The organism is Brachybacterium sacelli (genome assembly GCF_017876545.1).
GTDB classification, from domain to species: Bacteria; Actinomycetota; Actinomycetes; order Actinomycetales; family Dermabacteraceae; genus Brachybacterium; species Brachybacterium sacelli.
Genome location: NZ_JAGIOD010000001.1, coordinates 2,400,036 through 2,417,492, shown reverse-complemented (window position 1 = coordinate 2,417,492; position 17,457 = coordinate 2,400,036). Strand labels below are relative to the sequence as shown.

The following is a 17,457-nucleotide window of genomic DNA, read 5'->3' as shown; positions in this document are numbered from 1 at the left end:
GCGGTGCTCAGTGGTCCAGGCGGTGCTCCTTGGCGAGCTGCTCCTGGTGCGCGCGACGCTCCTCCTCGAGCTCGGAGGCGAGCTGCTCGAGCCGCAGCTCGGTGGTACCGGTCCGGGTCTCCATCGGCACGTACTCGCGCTCGGCATGACCGGTGTAGATCTGCCGCGGACGGCCGATCTTCGTCTCCGGGTCGTGGACCATCTCCTGCCACTGCGCGATCCAGCCCGGCAGACGGCCGATGGCGAACAGCACGGTGAACATGTGCGTGGGGAAGCCGATCGCCTTGTAGATCAACCCGGTGTAGAAGTCGACGTTCGGGTAGAGCTTGCGCTCGACGAAGTAGTCGTCCTTCAGGGCGATCTCCTCGAGCTCCATGGCCAGCTCGAGCCGCTCGTCGTGCACCCCGAGGCGCTCGAGGACGTCGTCGGCGATCTTCTTGACGAACTTCGCCCGCGGATCGTAGTTCTTGTAGACCCGGTGGCCGAAGCCCATCAGGCGGATGCCGTCCTCCTTGTTCTTCACCTTCTCCATGAAGGCCTTCGGGTCGAGGTCCCGGGCCTTGATCTCGTCGAGCATCTCCATGACGGCCGCGTTGGCGCCGCCGTGGGCGGGCCCCGACAGGGCGCCGATGCCCGCGGAGATCGAGGTGAACAGGTTCGCCTGGGCGGAGCCGACCAGACGCACCGCAGAGGTGGAGCAGTTCTGCTCGTGGTCGGCATGGAGGATCAGGAGCTGCTCCATGGCGCGGACGACGACCGGGTCCGCCACGTACTCCTCGACCGGGAAGCCGAAGGTCAGCCGCAGGAAGTTCTCGATCAGCGAGAGGCGGTTGTCGGGGTACAGCAGCGCGTGCCCCTGGGCGATGCGATGGGCGTAGGCGGCCATCGTCGGCACCTTCGCCAGCAGGCGCACGGTCGACAGCCGGGTCTGCTCCAGGTCGAAGGGGTCCAGGGAGTCCTGGTAGAAGGTCGATAGTCCCGAGACCCCGGCCTGCAGCACCGCCATCGGGTGGGCGTCGCGCGGGTAGCCGTCGAACATGCGCTTGAAGCGCTCGTCCAGCAGGGTGCGCCGCTCGACCTGGGCCTCGAAGTTCTCCAGCTGACCCTTGGTGGGCAGCTCGCCGTTGATCAGCAGGTAGCTGACCTCGAGGAAGGAGGACTTCTCCGCCAGCTGCTCGATCGGATACCCGCGGTAGCGCAGGATGCCCGCCTCGCCGTCGATGTAGGTGATCGCGGACTTCGAGTTCGCGGTGTTCATGAAGCCGGGGTCGTAGGTGACCTCACCGGTCTCCTTGCGCAGCGGTCCGATCGAGATGCCGGAGTTGCCCTCGACGGCGGGGACGATCGGGAGGTCGAGGGACTTCTCCCCGACCGTGAGCTGTGCAGACGACGTCGCGTGATCCATGGGCTCTCCGTTGTGCAGTGTTCGGATCGGTGGGTGCGCTCGGGGCGCGGTCTCAGGGGCGCTGAAGGCGCCGGGCGGCGGCGGTGATCCGCTCGTCGGTCGCGGTGAGGGCGACGCGGACGACATTCCCGCCCCCCTCACCATAGAACATCCCGGGAGCGACCAGGATCCCGAGGTCGGCGAGACGATCGACCGTGGTCATCGCCTCCTCGTCGAAGCCGGTCCAGAGATACAGGCCGGCCTGGGAACCGTGGATCGTGCCCCCGGCCGCGCGCAGGGCCGGCTCCAGCACGGCCCGGCGGGAACGGTAGACCTCGCGCTGAGCGGCGGCCGCCTCATCGTCCCCGAGCGCGGTCGTCATCGCCTCCTGGACGGGGGCGGGGAGCATCATCCCGGCCTGCTTGCGCACGGCCAGCAGCTCTCCCACCAGCGCCGGGTCACCGGCGACGAAAGCCGCCCGGTAGCCGGCGAGATTGGACTGCTTGGACAGCGAGTACACGCACAGCACGCCCTCCAGCGAGCCGCCGTTCACCCGCGGATCCAGCACGGAGGGGACCTCGTCCACGGTCCACGGCAGCAGCGCGTAGCACTCGTCGGAGGCGACGACGATGCCGCGTCGGCGGGCCCAGGCGACGATCGCGGCCATCTGGCCGACCCCCAGCACCTCGCCGGTGGGGTTCGACGGAGAGTTCAGCCACAGCAGGCGCAGACGGGAGGCGGTGGCCGCATCGGGCAGGGCTGCGTCACCGTGCACCGCGAGCTCGGCCATGTCCAGCCTCAGCGTCTCGGCGCCGACGAACCGCGCGCCGATGTCATAGGTCGGGTAGGCGATGGCGGGGAAGGCGACGGCCTCGCTCGCCCCGATGCCGAGCTGGAAGGGCAGGTGGGCGACGAGCTCCTTGGAGCCGACCGTCGGCAGCACCCCGTCGACGTCGAGCTCGGCGGGAGCGGCGCGGTGGCGGCCGACGAAGTCGACCAGGGCCTCGCGCAGCGCCGGGGTGCCGACGGTGGTCGGGTAGCCGGGGCGGTCCGCTGCGGCGGCGAGGGCCGCCTGGACGGAGGCCGGCGTCGGGTCGACGGGCGTGCCGACGGAGAGGTCGACGATGCCGCCCTCATGCGCGGCGGCGCGCTGCTTCGCCGTCGTGAGGGCGTCCCAGGGGAAGGCGGGGAGACGGGCGGCGAGGCCGCGCCGCGCCGCGGGAACGGAGGTGACGGACATGGCTCAGTCCAGGGGGTTGGGCTGGATCGGCAGGGCCTCGATGATCGGGTGGTCCTTCTCGATCACGCCCATCTTGGCGGCGCCGCCAGGCGCTCCCAGATCGTCGAAGAACTCGACGTTGGCCTGGTAGTACTCGGCCCACTGGTCCGGGGTGTCGTCCTCGTAGAAGATCGCCTCGACGGGGCAGACGGGCTCGCAGGCACCGCAGTCCACGCATTCGTCGGGTTGGATGTACAGCATCCGGCCGCCCTCGTAGATGCAATCCACGGGGCACTCGTCCACGCAGGCACGATCCTTCACGTCGACACAGGGCAGAGCGATGACGTACGTCATGGGCAGCTTCCTTCCGACCGGGGAGACATGCCCATCCTCTCATCCCCTGCGCTGACCGGGCCGCCCTGGACGGGCCCGCGCAGCGGACGTGACGCGAGGAACACCCCGCCCGGGGATAGCCTCGATGCATGACGATGCGCGACGGACACCGGCAGCGTGCCGGGTGGGCTCGGTTCCTCCAGGTCGGCAACCGGGTGGTGCTGCGCTATGCGATCGACCGCGAGACCTCGCCGCACGGTGAATCGATGACCGATGCGCTGGGCACGATCCAGTCCGTCGACGAGGCCGAGCTGTGCGTGATGACTCGACGGGGCCAGGTGCGCGTCCCGCGGATGCTGGTCATCGCCGCGAAGGAGGTCCCTCCCCCGCCGACGCGGCGCGCGGTGCGCGAGACGCCCTGAGGATGTAGTCCGCGCCCGAGAGCACGTGCAGTCCCACCGCGATCCACACCAGCACCCGCCCGGCGCCCACCAGGTCCGGCGCCCAGGCCGCGGTCGCGACCAGCAGGAACACCGAGGTCATGAGCACAGCGGTGCGCACCTTCCCGAGGAAGGAGACCTCGATGCGGCCGCCGAGCGCGGCACCGGTGGCCAGGACGACGGTGGCGAGGTCGACGACGACGATGACCACGAGCGCCGCCCACGGCAGCAGGTCCGCCAGGGCGAGGGTCGCCGCGATCGCCGCGAGCCCCAGCCGGTCCGCGATCGGGTCGAGGATCTCCCCGGCCCGGCTGCGCTGGTCCAGGGCGCGGGCCAGCATCCCGTCGACCCAGTCGGTGCTCGCCCACACCAGCAGCAGGACGACGGCGAGGGTGCCCGGGCCGTCCCACAGCAGCACGCAGACCGGGGCGAGCAGGGCGAAGCGGGCGAGGGTGACCAGATTCGGGATCGTCGCCCACTCGGGCCGCGTCGCGGAGCTCATGGTCGCCGACGCCGCCACAGGGTGATGACCAGCACCGCCACGAAGGGGATGCCGACCCCGAGACCCTGCACGATCCAGCCGCCGAGCTGGAGCCGACCGGCGATCTCGGCGGGCATCAGCACGCCGCCGCCGGCGCCGTGGCCCAGGAACGGGAGGGCGATCAGCCCCCACAGGGACCCGACCACCACCAGGGGCAGCCGGGAGCCGGTCGCCGAGTAGAGGAACACGCAGGTGACGATCTGGAACGCGCCGCCGAAGACCGGGCCGACGGGGAGATCGACGCCGCCGAGAGCCACCTGCATCCGGTGGGTGGTGAGCATCAGCAGCACCGAGATCACGGCCAGCACGACCGCCATGACGCCCTGGGTGATCCGGGCGCTCAGGGAGGTCGTCTCGACCGTGGCCGGACGACGGCGCGTGTCCGTCACGAGATCACTTCCCGGACTTGGCCCTCGAACGGGCACGGTTGCGCTCGTTGGCGTCGAGGATGACCTTGCGGATGCGCACGATCTCCGGGGTGACCTCGACGCACTCGTCCTCGTTGGTGAACTCGAGGGACTCCTCGAGGGTCAGCCGCCGCGGGGGCACGAGGTTCTCGAAGGACTCCGAGGAAGCTGCGCGCATGTTCGTCAGCTTCTTCTCCTTGGTGATGTTCACGTCCATGTCCTCGTTGCGCGAGTTCTCGCCCACGATCTGACCGGCGTAGACCTCGCTGGTCGGCTCGACGAAGAACGAGCCGCGCTCCTGGAGGTTGATCATCGCGAATGGGGTGACGCTGCCGGCGCGGTCGGCGACCAGGGAGCCGGTGGCCCGGAACTCGATCAGCCCCATCCAGGGCTCGAAGCCGTCCGCGAAGGAAGAGGCGATGCCGTTGCCGCGGGTCTCGGTCATGAACCGGGTGCGGAAGCCGATCAGGCCGCGGGCGGGCACGGTGAACTCCATGCGCACCCAGCCGGAGCCGTGGTTGCTCATGGTCTCCATGCGGCCCTTGCGGGAGGCCATCAGCTGGGTGACAGTGCCGAGGTACTCCTCGGGAACGTCGATCGTCATCCGCTCGACCGGCTCGTGGACGGTGCCGTCGATCTCGCGGGTGAGCACCTTGGGCTTGCCGACGGTGAGCTCGAAGCCTTCACGGCGCATCTGCTCGACCAGGATCGACAGCGCCAGCTCGCCGCGGCCCTGCACCTCCCAGGCGTCGGGACGCTCGGTGGGCAGCACCTTGAGCGACACGTTGCCGACGAGCTCGGCGTCGAGGCGGTCCTTGACCTGACGGGCCGTGAGCTTGTGGCCCTTGGCGTTCTTGCCGGCCAGCGGCGAGGTGTTGATGCCGATGGTCATCGAGATCGCCGGATCGTCGATGGTGATCAGGGGCAGCGGGCGCGGATCCGCGACATCGGCGAGGGTCTCGCCGATCATGATGTCGGAGATGCCGGCGACGGCGACGATGTCGCCCGGACGCGCGGGGTGGGTCATCGGCTCGCGGGCCAGACCCTTGGTCTCGAGCAGCTCGGTGATCTTGACCTGCTTGACTCCGCCGTCACGGGTGCACCACGCGACCTGCTGGCCCTTGCTCAGCTCGCCGTTCTTGATCCGCAGCAGTGCGAGACGACCCAGGAACGGGGAGGCGTCGAGGTTGGTCACGTGCGCCTGTAGCGGGACCTCGTCGTCGTAGCTCGGGGCCGGGATCGACTCCAGGATGGTCTTGAACAGCGGCTCGACGGTCTCGTCCTCCGGGAGGGTGCCGTCGGCCGGCTGGGTGGTCGAGGCGCGGCCGGCCTTGCCGGAGGCGTAGACCACCGGGACGTCCAGCACCGCGTCGAGGTCGATGTCGTCGACCTCCTCGGCCAGGTCGGAGGCCAGGCCCAGCAGCAGATCGGTGGCCTCGCCGACGACCTCGTCGATCCGGGCGTCGGGACGGTCGACCTTGTTGACCACGAGGATCACGGGAAGCTTCGCGGCCAGCGCCTTGCGCAGCACGAAGCGGGTCTGCGGCAGCGGACCTTCCGAGGAGTCCACCAGCAGCACGACCCCGTCGACCATGGACAGCCCGCGCTCGACCTCGCCGCCGAAGTCGGCGTGGCCGGGGGTGTCGATGACGTTGATGGTGATGCCGTCCGGCTCCCCCGCCGCGGCCGCCGACGGCCCGGTGTACCGGATCGCCGTGTTCTTCGCGAGGATGGTGATGCCCTTCTCGCGCTCCAGCTCACCGGAGTCCATGGCCCGCTCGTCATGCGTGTCATGGTCGCCGAAGGCGCCGCCCTGGGTGAGCATGGCGTCCACCAGGGTGGTCTTGCCGTGGTCGACATGGGCGACGATGGCGACGTTTCGCAGGTCGGTGCGGAGGCGGGGAGTCATACGCAGGTGCTCGTTTCAGGTTGCGCGGCGGGTCATGGACCGAGCAGCGCCCGGCCGCACGGGGGTGCGGCCCGCTCCAGGGCCTCGCTGAGTCTATCCGTCCCGGCCGCGTCGGTCAGCGGCCCGCCGGTGAGATGTTCGACGCCCCCACCGGCGGCCGGGAGTGTTCGGGCGAGGTCTCAGACGTGCCCGGCCCCGGAGAACGGGTCGACGACGCCGTCATCTCCTCCGGCGGGGCCCCCGACCTCCTCCTCCACGGGCGCCTCGGGCGCCTCGACGTCGATGGTCTCCGAGCCAGCCAGCGGGATGGAGCCGCCGGGGATCGCAGCCAGCAGACGCTTGGTGTAGTCCTGCTGCGGAGCATGGAACACCTCGTCGGTGGTGCCCTGCTCGACGACCTTCCCCTTGTCCATCACCAGGGTGCGGTCGGCGATCTGACGCACCACCGCGAGGTCGTGGGTGATGAAGAGGTAGGACAGCCCCAGCTCGGACTGCAGGTCGTTGAGCAGCTCGAGGACCTGCGCCTGGACCAGCACGTCGAGCGCGGAGACCGCCTCGTCGCAGATCACGACCTCGGGATCCAGGGCCAGGGCCCGCGCGATGGCGATGCGCTGGCGCTGGCCGCCCGAGAGCTCGTTGGGGTACCGGCGCATCATCGCCGAGGGCAGGGCGACCTTGTCGAGCAGGTCCCGGACCTTCGCCTCCCGGCTCTTGGCATCCCCGATGCCGTGCAGACGCAGCGGTTCCTCGATGGTGCTGAAGATCGAGTACATCGGGTCCAGCGTCCCGTAGGGGTTCTGGAAGATCGGCTGGACACGTCGGCGCAGACGCTTCAGCGCGGCGCCGCGGATGTCCGTGATCTCCTCGCCGTCGTACCGCACGGTGCCGCGGGTGGGCGGCAGCAGCTTGAGGACCATCTGCGCGACCGTGGACTTGCCCGACCCCGACTCGCCCACGATCGCCGTGGTGGTGCCGCGGACGAGATCGAAGGAGACGTCGTCGACGGCGAGGAACGGCGTGGAGCGCCAGGGCACACTGCCGCGGATCGGGAACTCCTTGGTGAGGTTCCGGACGCTGATCACCACGTCGTCGGAGGCACCGGTCCCTGCCTCGCTCGAGGCAGAGGCCTCCTTTTCGCCCTCGCCGCCGGAGACGAGACGGCGGGAGGCCAGCGACGGGGCGGCGGCGATGAGTCGCTTCGTGTACGGGTGCTGCGGGTCCTGCAGCAGCTCGAGCGCCGGCCCCGCCTCGACGACTCGCCCCTTGTACATGACGACCAGATGCTGGGCCCGCTCGGCGGCCAGGCCGAGGTCATGGGTGATCAGCAGCACCGCGGCGCCGAGCTCGGCGGTCAGGGAGTCGAGGTGGTCGAGGATCTGCTGCTGCACGGTGACGTCGAGCGCCGAGGTCGGCTCGTCCGCGACCAGCAGCTTCGGGCGCGCGGCCAGGCCCATCGCGATCAGCGCACGCTGCTTCATACCGCCGGAGTACTCGTGCGGGTACTGGTTGGCGCGCCGCTCGGCGTCCGGCAGCCCGGCCTCCTCGAGCAGCTCCACCGCACGACGGGACGCCTCGGAACCCTTCGCCATGTCGTTGGCGGCAAGGGCCTCCTTGATCTGCGAGCCGACCTTCCACAGCGGGTTCAGGTTGCTCATCGGGTCCTGCGGGACCAGGCCGATCTCGTTCCCGCGCAGGGCCATGATCTCCCGGGTGGGGACGGAGGTGATGTCCCGGCCCTCGAAGCGGATCGAGCCGCGGGTGATCGTCCCGTTCGGCGGCAGCAGCCGGGCGACGCTCATGGCGGTGGTGGACTTGCCGGACCCGGACTCGCCGACGATCGCGACCGTCTCGCCCGGGTACACCGAGAGGTTGGCGGAACGAACCCCCTGGACCGGGCCCGAGGAGGTGCTGAAGGTGATCTCCAGGTCCTCGATCTCCAGCAGCGGATGGTTCTGGGAGGTGGCGGTCATCGCTTCTTCGCCTTCGGGTCGAGGGCGTCGCGGGCCGCGTCACCGAGCATGATGAAGCTCAGCACGGTGATCGCGAGGGCGACGGACGGGTAGAAGAGCATCATGGGCTGGGTGCGCAGGGCGCTCTGGGCATCGGAGATGTCCCCGCCCCAGGAGACCGCGGAGGACGGCAGACCCACGCCGAGGAAGGTCAAGGTGGCCTCGGCGACGATGAACACGCCGAGGTTCACGGTCGCGGTGACGATCACCGGGGCGATCGCATTGGGCACGACGTGCTTGACCAGGTTCGTGAAGCTGCTGGCCCCGAGCGCGGTCGAGGCGGTCACGAAGTCCTGGTTCTTCACGGAGATCACGGAGCCGCGCATGATGCGGGCGACGTTCGTCCATCCGAAGACGCCCAGCACCAGCACCACCACCCAGACGGTGACGTCCACGCGGTTGCCGATCACGATCGCGCCCAGGATCAGGGGGATGGCGAAGAACATGTCTGTGATGCGGGAGAAGATGGCGTCGACGATCCCGCCGAGATAGCCCGCGACCGCACCCAGCACGCAGCCGATCAGGGTCGACAGGATCATCGTGAAGAACCCGACGACCACCGAGGTGCGAGCGCCGTAGATGACGCGGGCGTACACGTCGTAGCCGAGTCGGGTGGTGCCGAGCAGATGCCCGTCCCCCGGGGGCTGGCTGGCGTCGGTCAGCTGGGCGTACCGAGGATCCTGGTGGGCGAGCAGGCTGGGGAAGGCCGCGACGAACAGCACCAGCAGGATCAGCAGGCCGGAGATGATGAAGACGGGATTGCGCAGCAGGTTGTGCAGCGCCTCCCCCCACATCGAGCGCGGGGTGGTCGTCGTGTCGACGGCGTCGACCGCCTGCAGCTGGGTCTCCTCCAGCGGGGCGACGAAGTGCTCGTCGCGGGGGCGCAGGGTACGGGCATCACTTGGCATAACGGATCCTCGGATCGAGCACGGCGTAGAGCAGGTCCACGATGAGGTTGGCGAGGAGGAAGATGATCACGAGCAAGGTCACCAGGGACACGATCATCGGGGACTCGCCATCCAGGATGGCCTGGAACAGGAGTGTGCCGACCCCGGGCACGTTGAAGATTCGCTCGGTGACGATGGCCCCGCCCATCAGGGCGCCGAGGTCGGCGCCGATGAAGGTGACGACGGGGATCAGGGAGTTGCGCAGGATGTGCTTGCTGACGACGCCGCCGCGGGTGAGCCCCTTCGCCGTCGCCGTGCGCACGTGGTCGGCGGTCGCGGACTCGATGACGGAGGTGCGGGTCAGTCGGAGCACGTAGGCGAAGGAGACGGCGCCGAGCACGAAACCGGGGGCGAGCAGGTTGATCCAGCTCGGATCCCGACCGACGTTGACGGGGATCAGGTCCAGGCGGACGCCGAAGACGAACTGGACCACGAAGCCCATCACGAAGGTCGGCACCGCGATCACGAGCAGGGAGGTCATCAGCAGGGCGGTGTCGATGACCGTGCCCTTGCGCAGGCCGGAGATGAGGCCGGCGGCGACGCCGAAGATCGTCTCGACGATGATCGCGATGATCGCGAGGCGCGCGGTGACCGGGAAGGCGTCGGCGATCTGGGTCCAGATCGGCCGACCGTTGAAGCCGATCCCGAAGTCCCCCTGCACGATGTTGCCGAGGTAGATCAGCCATTGCGCGAGCACGGGCTGGTCCAGGTTGTACTGGGCCCGCAGCTGCTCCTTGACCGCGGGGGACACGGGTTTCTCCCCCACGATCGCGGCGATCTGCGTCCCCTCCGATGACCAGAAGGCCAACAGGTAGACGATCAGGGTCGCGCCGAGGAAGACGGGGACCATCTGCAGCAGTCGCCGCGCGATGTACCAGAGCACGTCGGTCTCTTTCGGTCGGTGGTTCGGGGCGGGCACATCCGCTCAGGCGTGCGGACGGCCGACAGCGGGAACCGGCAGTGCCGGTTCCCGCTGTCCGAGGTGGTTCAGTGGGTCACTTGGAGACGCCGTAGTACAGCGGGACCGTGTCCCAGCCGTACTGGACGTCCTGGACGAGCTCGGAATAGCCGCCGAAGGTGTTCTGGTACCACAGCGGGATCGCCGGCAGGTCCTCCATGAGGATCGCCTCGGCGGCCTTGAACTTCTCCAGCGCGGCCTCCGAATCGGGAGCCGCCAGACCCTCCTTGAGCAGCTCGTCGAACTCGGGGTTCTTGTAGTCGCCGTCGTTGGAGCCGTTGCCGTCCGCGGCGGCGCTGGAGTAGAGCGGGCCGAGGAAGTTGTAGACCGAGGGATAGTCGGCCTGCCAGCCCGAACGGAAGGCACCCTTCATCGTCCGGTCGGTGATCTGCTTGCGGAACTCGCCGAACGCCGGGAACGCCTTCGGCGTCGCCGCGATGCCGAGGGTGTTCTTCAGGGAGTTGCAGACGGCCTCGACCCAGTCCTTGTGCGGGCTGTCCGCGTTGTAGGAGAGGGTGAACTCGCCCTCGAAGGCCTGGATCCCCTCAGCCTTCTCCCACAGCTCCTTGGCCTTGGCCTCGTCGAACTCGAGCACCTCGGCGCCGGGGATGTCGGTGGCTCCACCGCCCTCGATCACGGGCGCGACGAAATCGGTCGCCGGGGTGCGGGTCCCGTAGAACAGCGAGTCGCAGATCGTCTTGCGATCGATCGCCCGCGAGAGCGCCTGGCGCCGCAGCTTGCCCGCTTCGCCGGAGAAGTTCGGGTCGTTCTGAGCGATCGTGAAGGACTGGAACACGGCGCCCGGTTCGTTGACCGCGCGCTCGCCCAGCTCGTCCTCGAAGGCGGACAGGGCAGAGGTCGGGATCATGTCCACCACGTCGACGTTGCCCGAGACCAGGTCGTTGTACATCGTGTCGTCGGAGGAGTAGATCGTGAAGGTCAGCCCGGTGTTCGCCGCCTTGCGGGGACCGTCGTACTTCTCGTTGGGCACGCAGACGATCTCGCTGTCGTGGGTCCATGATTCGACCATGTAGGGGCCGTTGGAGACCGGCTTCTCCCCGAAGGCCTTCATGTCCTCGAAGGCCGACTCCGGCAGCGGCATGTACGCCGTGTAGCCCAGGCGGTTGGGGAAGTCGGACTGCTCGGAGACGAGCTTGACCTCGAGGGTGGTCTCGTCGACGGCCTTGAGGCCGGACATCGTCGCGTCCTTCGCGGCGCCGTCGGTGGCGACGTCGGCGAAGCCCTCGATCGGCTGGAAGAAGGACTGGCTCTTCTGGGCGTTGTTCACGTTCGCGCCGTAGTTCCACGCGTCCACGAAGCTCTGGGCCGTGACCGGGCTGTCATCGGAGAAGGTCGTATCCGGCGTGATCTTGATGGTCCAGGTGATGTTGTCCTCGGACTCGATCGATTCGGCGAGCTCGTTCTCCACCTTGCCGTCGGCCGTGTAGTACACGAGGCCGGCGAAGACGGAGGTCAGGACGCGACCGCCGCCGACCTCGTTGGTGTTGGTCGGGATCAGGGGGCTCTCGGGCTCGGTGCCGTTGGCCAGGACCGGATCGCCCGAGCCGCCGCCGGAGCCTCCCCCGGAGTCACCGCCGCCACAGGCGGCGAGAGAAAGGGTGGCCGCGCTGGTCGCAGCGGTGCCGAGCAGCATAGAGCGTCGGGTCAGAGCCATGGTGTCTCCTGTGCGGGAGGGGGTACGAATACACGGCGCGTCCTCGCGCCGGTTCCATCCAGTGTGCCCCACGCCTCGTCAAGAGTTGTCCATGTGTCGATAACTATTCTGTTTCGTTGCGTTCCGACCAGGCATTCCTTTCCGCACATCCTCAGCGCGCGTGGAGGTGTCGATGCCGTCGTGGCGGAGATGACGGACCTGCGCTCGGGGTGTTCAATGGTGATATGAGCGCCGCGAACACTGCCCCGATCGATCCGACGACGACCCCGGCCTGGGAGGCCCTCGAGGCGCACGACGCCGCGTTGACCGGGAGCCTGCGCGAGTGGTTCGCCGACGATCCGCAGCGTGCCGAGCACTTCAGCCACCGCGCGGGCGACCTGCACGTGGACCTGTCGAAGAACCTCGTGACCGCCGAGACCCTCGAACTGCTCCAGCAGCTCGCGCGCGAGGTCGGGGTCCTCCAGCGCCGCGACGCGATGCTGGCCGGGAGCCACATCAACACCACCGAGGACCGCGCCGTGCTGCACACGGCGCTGCGCCGCCCGGCGGGCGCCACCCCCGCGCTCGAGGTGGATGGTCAGCAGATCGATGCCGACGTCCAGGAGACCCTGCGCCGCGTGTACGCCTTCGCCCGGAAGGTGCGTTCCGGGGAATGGACGGGCATGACGGGCCGACGGATCGAGACCGTCGTGAACATCGGCATCGGCGGTTCCGACCTCGGTCCCGTGATGGTCTACGAGGCCCTGGAGCCGCTGGCCCAGGACGGGCTCCAGGCGCGCTTCCTGTCGAACATCGACCCCACCGACGCCTACCAGAGCACGAAGGACCTCGACCCCGAGACGACCCTCGTCATCGTCGCCTCCAAGACCTTCACCACGCAGGAGACCCTCACCAATGCGCGACTCGTGCGCGACTGGCTGCTGCAGGGCCTGCGGGAGAACGCGGGACTGACCGTCGAGCAGGAGAAGGAGGCGGTCGCCAAGCACTTCGTGGCCGTCTCCACCGCTCTCGACGAGGTCGCGGACTTCGGCATCGATCCCGCCAACGCCTTCGGCTTCTGGAACTGGGTGGGCGGCCGCTACAGCGTCGACTCCGCGATCGGCACCGTGCTGGCCACCGTGCTCGGCCCGGACGCCTTCGAGGAGCTGCTGGCCGGCTTCCACACGATGGACGAGCACTTCGCCACCGCCCCGGCGGAGGAGAACGTGCCCCTGCTGATGGGCCTGCTGAACGTGTGGAACGTGAACTTCCTGGAGGCGGAGACCCACGCGGTGCTCCCCTACTCCCAGTACCTCCACCGCTTCCCCGCCTACCTCCAGCAGCTGACGATGGAGTCCAACGGGAAGTCGGTGCGCTGGGACGGGACGCTCGCGAGCACCGAGACCGGCGAGGTGTTCTGGGGCGAGCCCGGCACCAACGGCCAGCACGCCTTCTACCAGCTGATCCATCAGGGCACCCGGATCATCCCCGCGGACTTCATCGCCTTCGCCACCCCGAACCACGCCCTGGCCGACGGCGAGCAGGACGTCCATGAGCTGTTCCTGGCGAATTTCTTCGCCCAGACCAAGGCGCTGGCCTTCGGCAAGACCGCCCAGGAGGTGCGGGCCGAGGGCACCGAGGGCGCCCTCGTCGCGGCCCGCGAGTTCTCCGGCGACCGGCCCACCACCTCGATCATGGCCCCGCAACTGACTCCCTCGGTGCTGGGTCAGCTGATCGCGCTGTACGAGCACATCACCTTCGTCCAGGGCGTGGTGTGGGGCATCAACTCCTTCGACCAGTGGGGCGTCGAGCTCGGCAAGCAGCTGGCCAAGGACCTCGCGGGAGCCGTGGCGGGAGACGAGTCCGCGATCGCGGCCGAGGACTCCTCGACCGCGGCGCTGATCCGCTACTACCGCGAGCACCGCGCGCGCTGAGCCCCGACGGACGCGGCGGTGCCCCGACGGACGCGGCGGTGCCCCCACGCGAGCACGCCGCTGCGGAGCCTCGAGATCGACATGGGGACCACTTTCCTGGCGTGAAAGTGGTCCCCATGTCGACCTCAATCAATGCATCGCGGCGGGAGGAGTCCCAGCACGTCGATCAGGCCAGGTAGTCGACCTCGCGGGTCTCGCTGCCGATCAGCAGGGCCACCAGCGTGATCACCGCGGCGAGCGCGAGATAGGCGCCGACCAGCCAGAGGGAGCCGCCGAGCAGCTGCCACAGCGCGATCAGCGCGTAGGGCGCCGGGGCCGCCCCGATCACCGAGGCCAGGTTGTAGCTCACGGCGCTGCCGGTGTAGCGGACATCGGCCCGGAACATCTCCGGCAGGAACGCGGCCATCGGCCCGAAGGTCAGACCCATCAGGGTGAATCCGACGATCAGGGCAGCCATGACGCCGGCGGTGCCGGACTGCATGAGGGGTTCGATCAGCAGGCCGTAGACGGCGATCGCGACGGTGACGACCAGCAGCAGCGGCCGGCGGCCGACGCGGTCCGCGAGCGGACCGGAGACCACGGTGAAGATCCCGAAGAACACGACGCCGATGATCAGCATGGTCAGGAACTGCGGTCGGTCGTAGCCCAGTCCGGGCACGAAGGTGGAGGCGTCGAAGGAGTTGCCGGCCGCCTCGGCGGCGGCGCGCGCGGTCTCGACGTCGGCCGGCCGGGTGCCCACCACCATGAGGAACGCCGTCATCAGGTAGAACAGGACGTAGGTCGCGACCATCGCGAGGGTGGCGAGGATCAGCGGGCGCCAGGCGGTGCGGACGATGCGGGCGATCGGGACCGCGGCCACCCGCTCCTCGTCGATCACCTTCTGGAAGGCCGGGGACTCCATGAGCTTCAGGCGCACCCACAGCCCGACGGCGACCAGGATCGAGGAGAGCAGGAAGGGCAGGCGCCAGCCCCAGGAGGCGAACTGCTCGGGGGTCAGCTGGAGGCTGAGCACCACGAACAGCAGGTTGGACAGGATGAAGCCGAGCGGGGCGCCCAGCTGCGGGAAGGTGCCGTACAGGGCGCGCTTGCCGGGCGGGGCGTTCTCGGTGGCCAGCAGCGCAGCACCGGACCATTCCCCGCCGAGGCCCACTCCCTGGCAGAAGCGCAGCAGCACCAGGATCGCGGGCGCCAGCACGGAGAACCCCGGCGTCGAGGCGCTGGGCAGCACACCGATGAGGAAGGTGGCGATGCCCATCACCAGCAGGCTGGCCACCAGGGTGGTCTTGCGGCCGACGCGGTCCCCGAAGTGCCCGAAGATCAGCGAGCCGAGCGGGCGGGCCACGAAGGCCACCCCGAAGACCGCGAAGGAGCTCAGCAGCTGGTTGGCCGGCGTCTGGGTGGGGAAGAACAACGCCGGGAAGACCAGCGAGGCCGCGGTCGCGTAGGCGTAGAAGTCGAAGAACTCGATCGTCGTGCCGACCATCGAGGCGGTGATGACGCGCCCGCGGGTGTTGGCGGGCGCTGCGGCGGGTGCCGAGGGGGACGGGGTTGGTGCGGTGCTCACGCCGCTCGACCCTAGACCTATCGTCCCGCCATGCGGACATGGGGGACAGATCGTGAGACGGACGGGAAATCGCGGAGGCGTGTCCGACATGACCGAGGGGGCCAGGCCGAGGGTACTCAGCGCTCCATCGTCGAGCGCGTGGCCCCGACCTCACCGAGCAGCATCTTCGCGTACGAGGTGTGCACGGACTCGTCGTCGGAGGGGTGGTACATCCCGGCGCGCACGTCGCGCGAGAGCCGTTCGAGCTCGCTGCGGCGGAAGAACTGGGAGCCACCGCTGGCCCGCAGCACCTGGTCCACGGCAGCGAGAGCGGTCTCCGTCGAGCGGGCCTTCACCCCGGAGAAGTGCAGGAACCAGTGCGCACCGTGGTCGGTGATCCCGGTGCCGCTCTCCCCCAGCCCCAGGGCGTCGAGATCGGCCAGGAGCTTCTCGACCTGCAGCACCGCGCCGTCCACGTTGATCGCGGCCGCGGCGAGCCGACGGCGGGTGGCGGGGTCGTCGGCGTGGACGATCCCCTGGGTGAGGCTGCGCCGCGTGGTCGCGATGTCCACCCCGACGGTGATCGCCCGCTCGGCGATCCCCGTGTACACCGAGGCGATCAGCAGCTCGAAGGTGCCGAAGACCCCCATCACGAAGGGGTCCGGGTTCGGGCCCACCGGGGTCTGGGTCAGCACCCGTCCCGGCTCGATCCGTGCCCGGTGCAGCCTGGTGGTGCGCGACTGGGAGGCGCGCATGCCATGAGTGTCCCAGTCGTCGAGCGTCTCGACGTCCTCGGTGCGCTCGAGCACCCCGAAGACCAGTCGCGGGTCCGCCTCGCTGGGCACGGCGACCCGACCGTGGACCACCAGGCGGTCCCAAACCGGGGCGAGGGAGGTGAAGATCTTCGTCCCGTCGACCCGGTAGCCCCCGTCGTCCTCGACCTCGGCGCTGGTGGCGGAGTCGAACAGCATGGCGTCGTTGCCGGCTTCGGAGATCCCGAAGGCGAACAGGCTCCCGGCGGCGGCGTCCTCGAGGACCGTGCGCACGCTCTGCTCGCCGAGCCGGTGCGCGTGCAGGGCCGCGCCGGTCACCACCAGGTGCATGTTCATCGCCAGGGCGGTCGCGGGGGCGGCCTGGGCGAGGCGGCGCTGGATCCGGCTCGCCTCGAGCAGGCTCGCACCGAGGCCGCCGAGCTCGGTGGGCACCAGCAGGCGCAGGTAGCCCCGCTCGCGCAGATCCTCGAGGTCGGCCGTCGGGAAGGTGTTCTCCCGATCGTGGAGCACGGCGCGCTCGCGGAGGGCGCGCAGCAGCCGCCCGGGGAGGAAGACCTCCGGATCGATCTCGTGGTCGGTGGGATCCGAGTCGCTCATGACCCCACGATAGAGGGCAGGCGGATCGTCGCCACCGTCGGTCGATGATCTGAGGCACGGCTGCGAGGGACCTCGAGGTCCGTCACCTCGAGCGCTCCGCGCACCCAGATCGAGTCGAGGCGTCGCAGCGGCCATCGCGCCGGGAATGTGGCCTGCGACGCCGACGGCCCGACGGGCAGGGCGGCGGCGAGCGCCGAGGTCAGCGGGGAACGGGCGCCGCGGCCCGTCGTCTCGGCGAGCGCCTCGCGCCATCCGGCCTCCGCGAGCGGGGCGAGCTCGGGCGCGAGGGGATCGGCGTTCAGGTCGCCGAGCAGCACCCTGGGGCCGTCGAGTGCGGCGGTGCGGTGGAGGATCCCCCGCACCTGGGCGGCACGGTGGTCACGATGCGCGTGATCCAGGTGGGTGACCAGGACGGTCAGCTCGGGGCCCGGCGTCCGCACCCGGGCGCCGAGCAGCCCGCGGGTTTCGTGCGGTGCCGCGAGGTGCGAGGCCCCGGGCAGGATCTCCGTCCAGTGCTCGAGGATCGCGCCCCGGGTCAGCAGCGCCAGACCATAGCGCGCGCGAGCGCCGTCGTCCGCGGGCCGGTCGATCGTCGCGGCGAAACGGGCCTCGTACCCCAGCAGCTCGGCGAGTCGCGCCGCCTGATCCTCGTGCCCGGAGCGGTCCCCGAAGCCGACGTCGACCTCCTGCAGGCCGATCACCTCCGCATCGAGCGCGGCGAGGGTCGCGGCCGTGCGCGGAAGATCGAGCTGATCGGCGCCGTCGGCCCCGTGGTGGACATTGTAGCTCGCGATCCGCAGCACGGTCAT

15 protein-coding genes are annotated in these 17,457 nt (G+C 69.6%); 2 read left to right on the top strand and 13 right to left on the bottom strand.

What is annotated here, in order from left to right:
* Positions 1–7: 7 nt before the first annotated feature.
* The 3 genes from JOF43_RS10870 to fdxA are packed head-to-tail and all read right to left on the bottom strand — an operon-like array spanning position 8 to position 2,957.
* On the bottom strand, positions 8–1,405 hold the full coding sequence (locus JOF43_RS10870) for a citrate synthase (RefSeq protein ID WP_209901940.1): 1,398 nt from the start codon (positions 1,403–1,405) through the stop codon (positions 8–10).
* Between the two features lie 52 nt (positions 1,406–1,457).
* Positions 1,458–2,624, bottom strand: coding sequence for a succinyldiaminopimelate transaminase (gene dapC, locus JOF43_RS10865; protein ID WP_209901938.1), 1,167 nt, complete (start codon positions 2,622–2,624; stop codon positions 1,458–1,460).
* Between the two features lie 3 nt (positions 2,625–2,627).
* Complete coding sequence (fdxA, locus tag JOF43_RS10860; protein WP_209901936.1) at positions 2,628–2,957, bottom strand: ferredoxin; 330 nt, start codon at positions 2,955–2,957, stop codon at positions 2,628–2,630.
* Positions 2,958–3,085: 128 nt separating this feature from the next.
* Between fdxA and JOF43_RS10855 the strand changes: the two genes are divergently transcribed.
* A complete protein-coding gene (locus JOF43_RS10855) occupies positions 3,086–3,358 on the top strand; it encodes a putative acetyltransferase (RefSeq protein ID WP_209901934.1) in 273 nt (90 codons plus the stop codon).
* On the opposite strand, the gene JOF43_RS10850 is transcribed toward JOF43_RS10855, so the two are convergent.
* From JOF43_RS10850 to JOF43_RS10820, 7 genes are all read right to left on the bottom strand, one after another.
* The gene (locus JOF43_RS10850; protein WP_209901932.1) at positions 3,297–3,878 is read right to left on the bottom strand and encodes a CDP-alcohol phosphatidyltransferase family protein; all 582 of its coding nucleotides are present in this window, start codon (positions 3,876–3,878) and stop codon (positions 3,297–3,299) included. The genes JOF43_RS10855 and JOF43_RS10850 overlap by 62 nt on opposite strands.
* Positions 3,875–4,306 (bottom strand): hypothetical protein, encoded by a 432-nt coding sequence (locus JOF43_RS10845; protein ID WP_209901930.1) that lies wholly within the window; start codon positions 4,304–4,306, stop codon positions 3,875–3,877. Before JOF43_RS10845 ends, JOF43_RS10850 begins: the two co-directional genes overlap by 4 nt.
* 4 nt (positions 4,307–4,310) lie before the next feature.
* Positions 4,311–6,233, bottom strand: a complete 1,923-nt coding sequence (typA, locus tag JOF43_RS10840) for a translational GTPase TypA (protein WP_209901929.1) — start codon at positions 6,231–6,233, stop codon at positions 4,311–4,313.
* A 179-nt stretch (positions 6,234–6,412) separates the two neighbouring features.
* Positions 6,413–8,203 carry an ABC transporter ATP-binding protein gene (locus JOF43_RS10835; protein WP_209901927.1) on the bottom strand — a complete coding sequence of 597 codons (1,791 nt, stop codon included), beginning with the start codon at positions 8,201–8,203 and terminating at the stop codon, positions 6,413–6,415.
* A complete protein-coding gene (locus tag JOF43_RS10830; protein WP_209901925.1) occupies positions 8,200–9,150 on the bottom strand; it encodes an ABC transporter permease in 951 nt (316 codons plus the stop codon). The genes JOF43_RS10835 and JOF43_RS10830 overlap by 4 nt, the downstream gene beginning before the upstream one ends.
* Positions 9,140–10,072 carry an ABC transporter permease gene (locus JOF43_RS10825; RefSeq protein ID WP_209901924.1) on the bottom strand — a complete coding sequence of 311 codons (933 nt, stop codon included), beginning with the start codon at positions 10,070–10,072 and terminating at the stop codon, positions 9,140–9,142. Before JOF43_RS10825 ends, JOF43_RS10830 begins: the two co-directional genes overlap by 11 nt.
* A gap of 112 nt (positions 10,073–10,184) precedes the next feature.
* A complete protein-coding gene (locus JOF43_RS10820; protein WP_209901922.1) occupies positions 10,185–11,822 on the bottom strand; it encodes a peptide ABC transporter substrate-binding protein in 1,638 nt (545 codons plus the stop codon).
* A 224-nt stretch (positions 11,823–12,046) separates the two neighbouring features.
* Between JOF43_RS10820 and pgi the strand changes: the two genes are divergently transcribed.
* On the top strand, positions 12,047–13,735 hold the full coding sequence (gene pgi / locus JOF43_RS10815) for a glucose-6-phosphate isomerase (protein WP_209901920.1): 1,689 nt from the start codon (positions 12,047–12,049) through the stop codon (positions 13,733–13,735).
* 166 nt (positions 13,736–13,901) lie between these two features.
* Here pgi and JOF43_RS10810 read toward each other — a convergent pair whose 3' ends face one another.
* From JOF43_RS10810 to JOF43_RS10800, 3 genes are all read right to left on the bottom strand, one after another.
* Entirely contained in the window at positions 13,902–15,299 is a 1,398-nt protein-coding gene (locus JOF43_RS10810; protein WP_342592147.1) for an MFS transporter, read from the bottom strand.
* Positions 15,300–15,415: 116 nt separating this feature from the next.
* Positions 15,416–16,648, bottom strand: coding sequence for an acyl-CoA dehydrogenase family protein (locus JOF43_RS10805; RefSeq protein ID WP_209901916.1), 1,233 nt, complete (start codon positions 16,646–16,648; stop codon positions 15,416–15,418).
* Positions 16,645–17,457: an endonuclease/exonuclease/phosphatase family protein gene (locus JOF43_RS10800; protein ID WP_209901914.1), complete on the bottom strand. Its 813-nt coding sequence runs from the start codon at positions 17,455–17,457 to the stop codon at positions 16,645–16,647. The genes JOF43_RS10805 and JOF43_RS10800 overlap by 4 nt, the downstream gene beginning before the upstream one ends.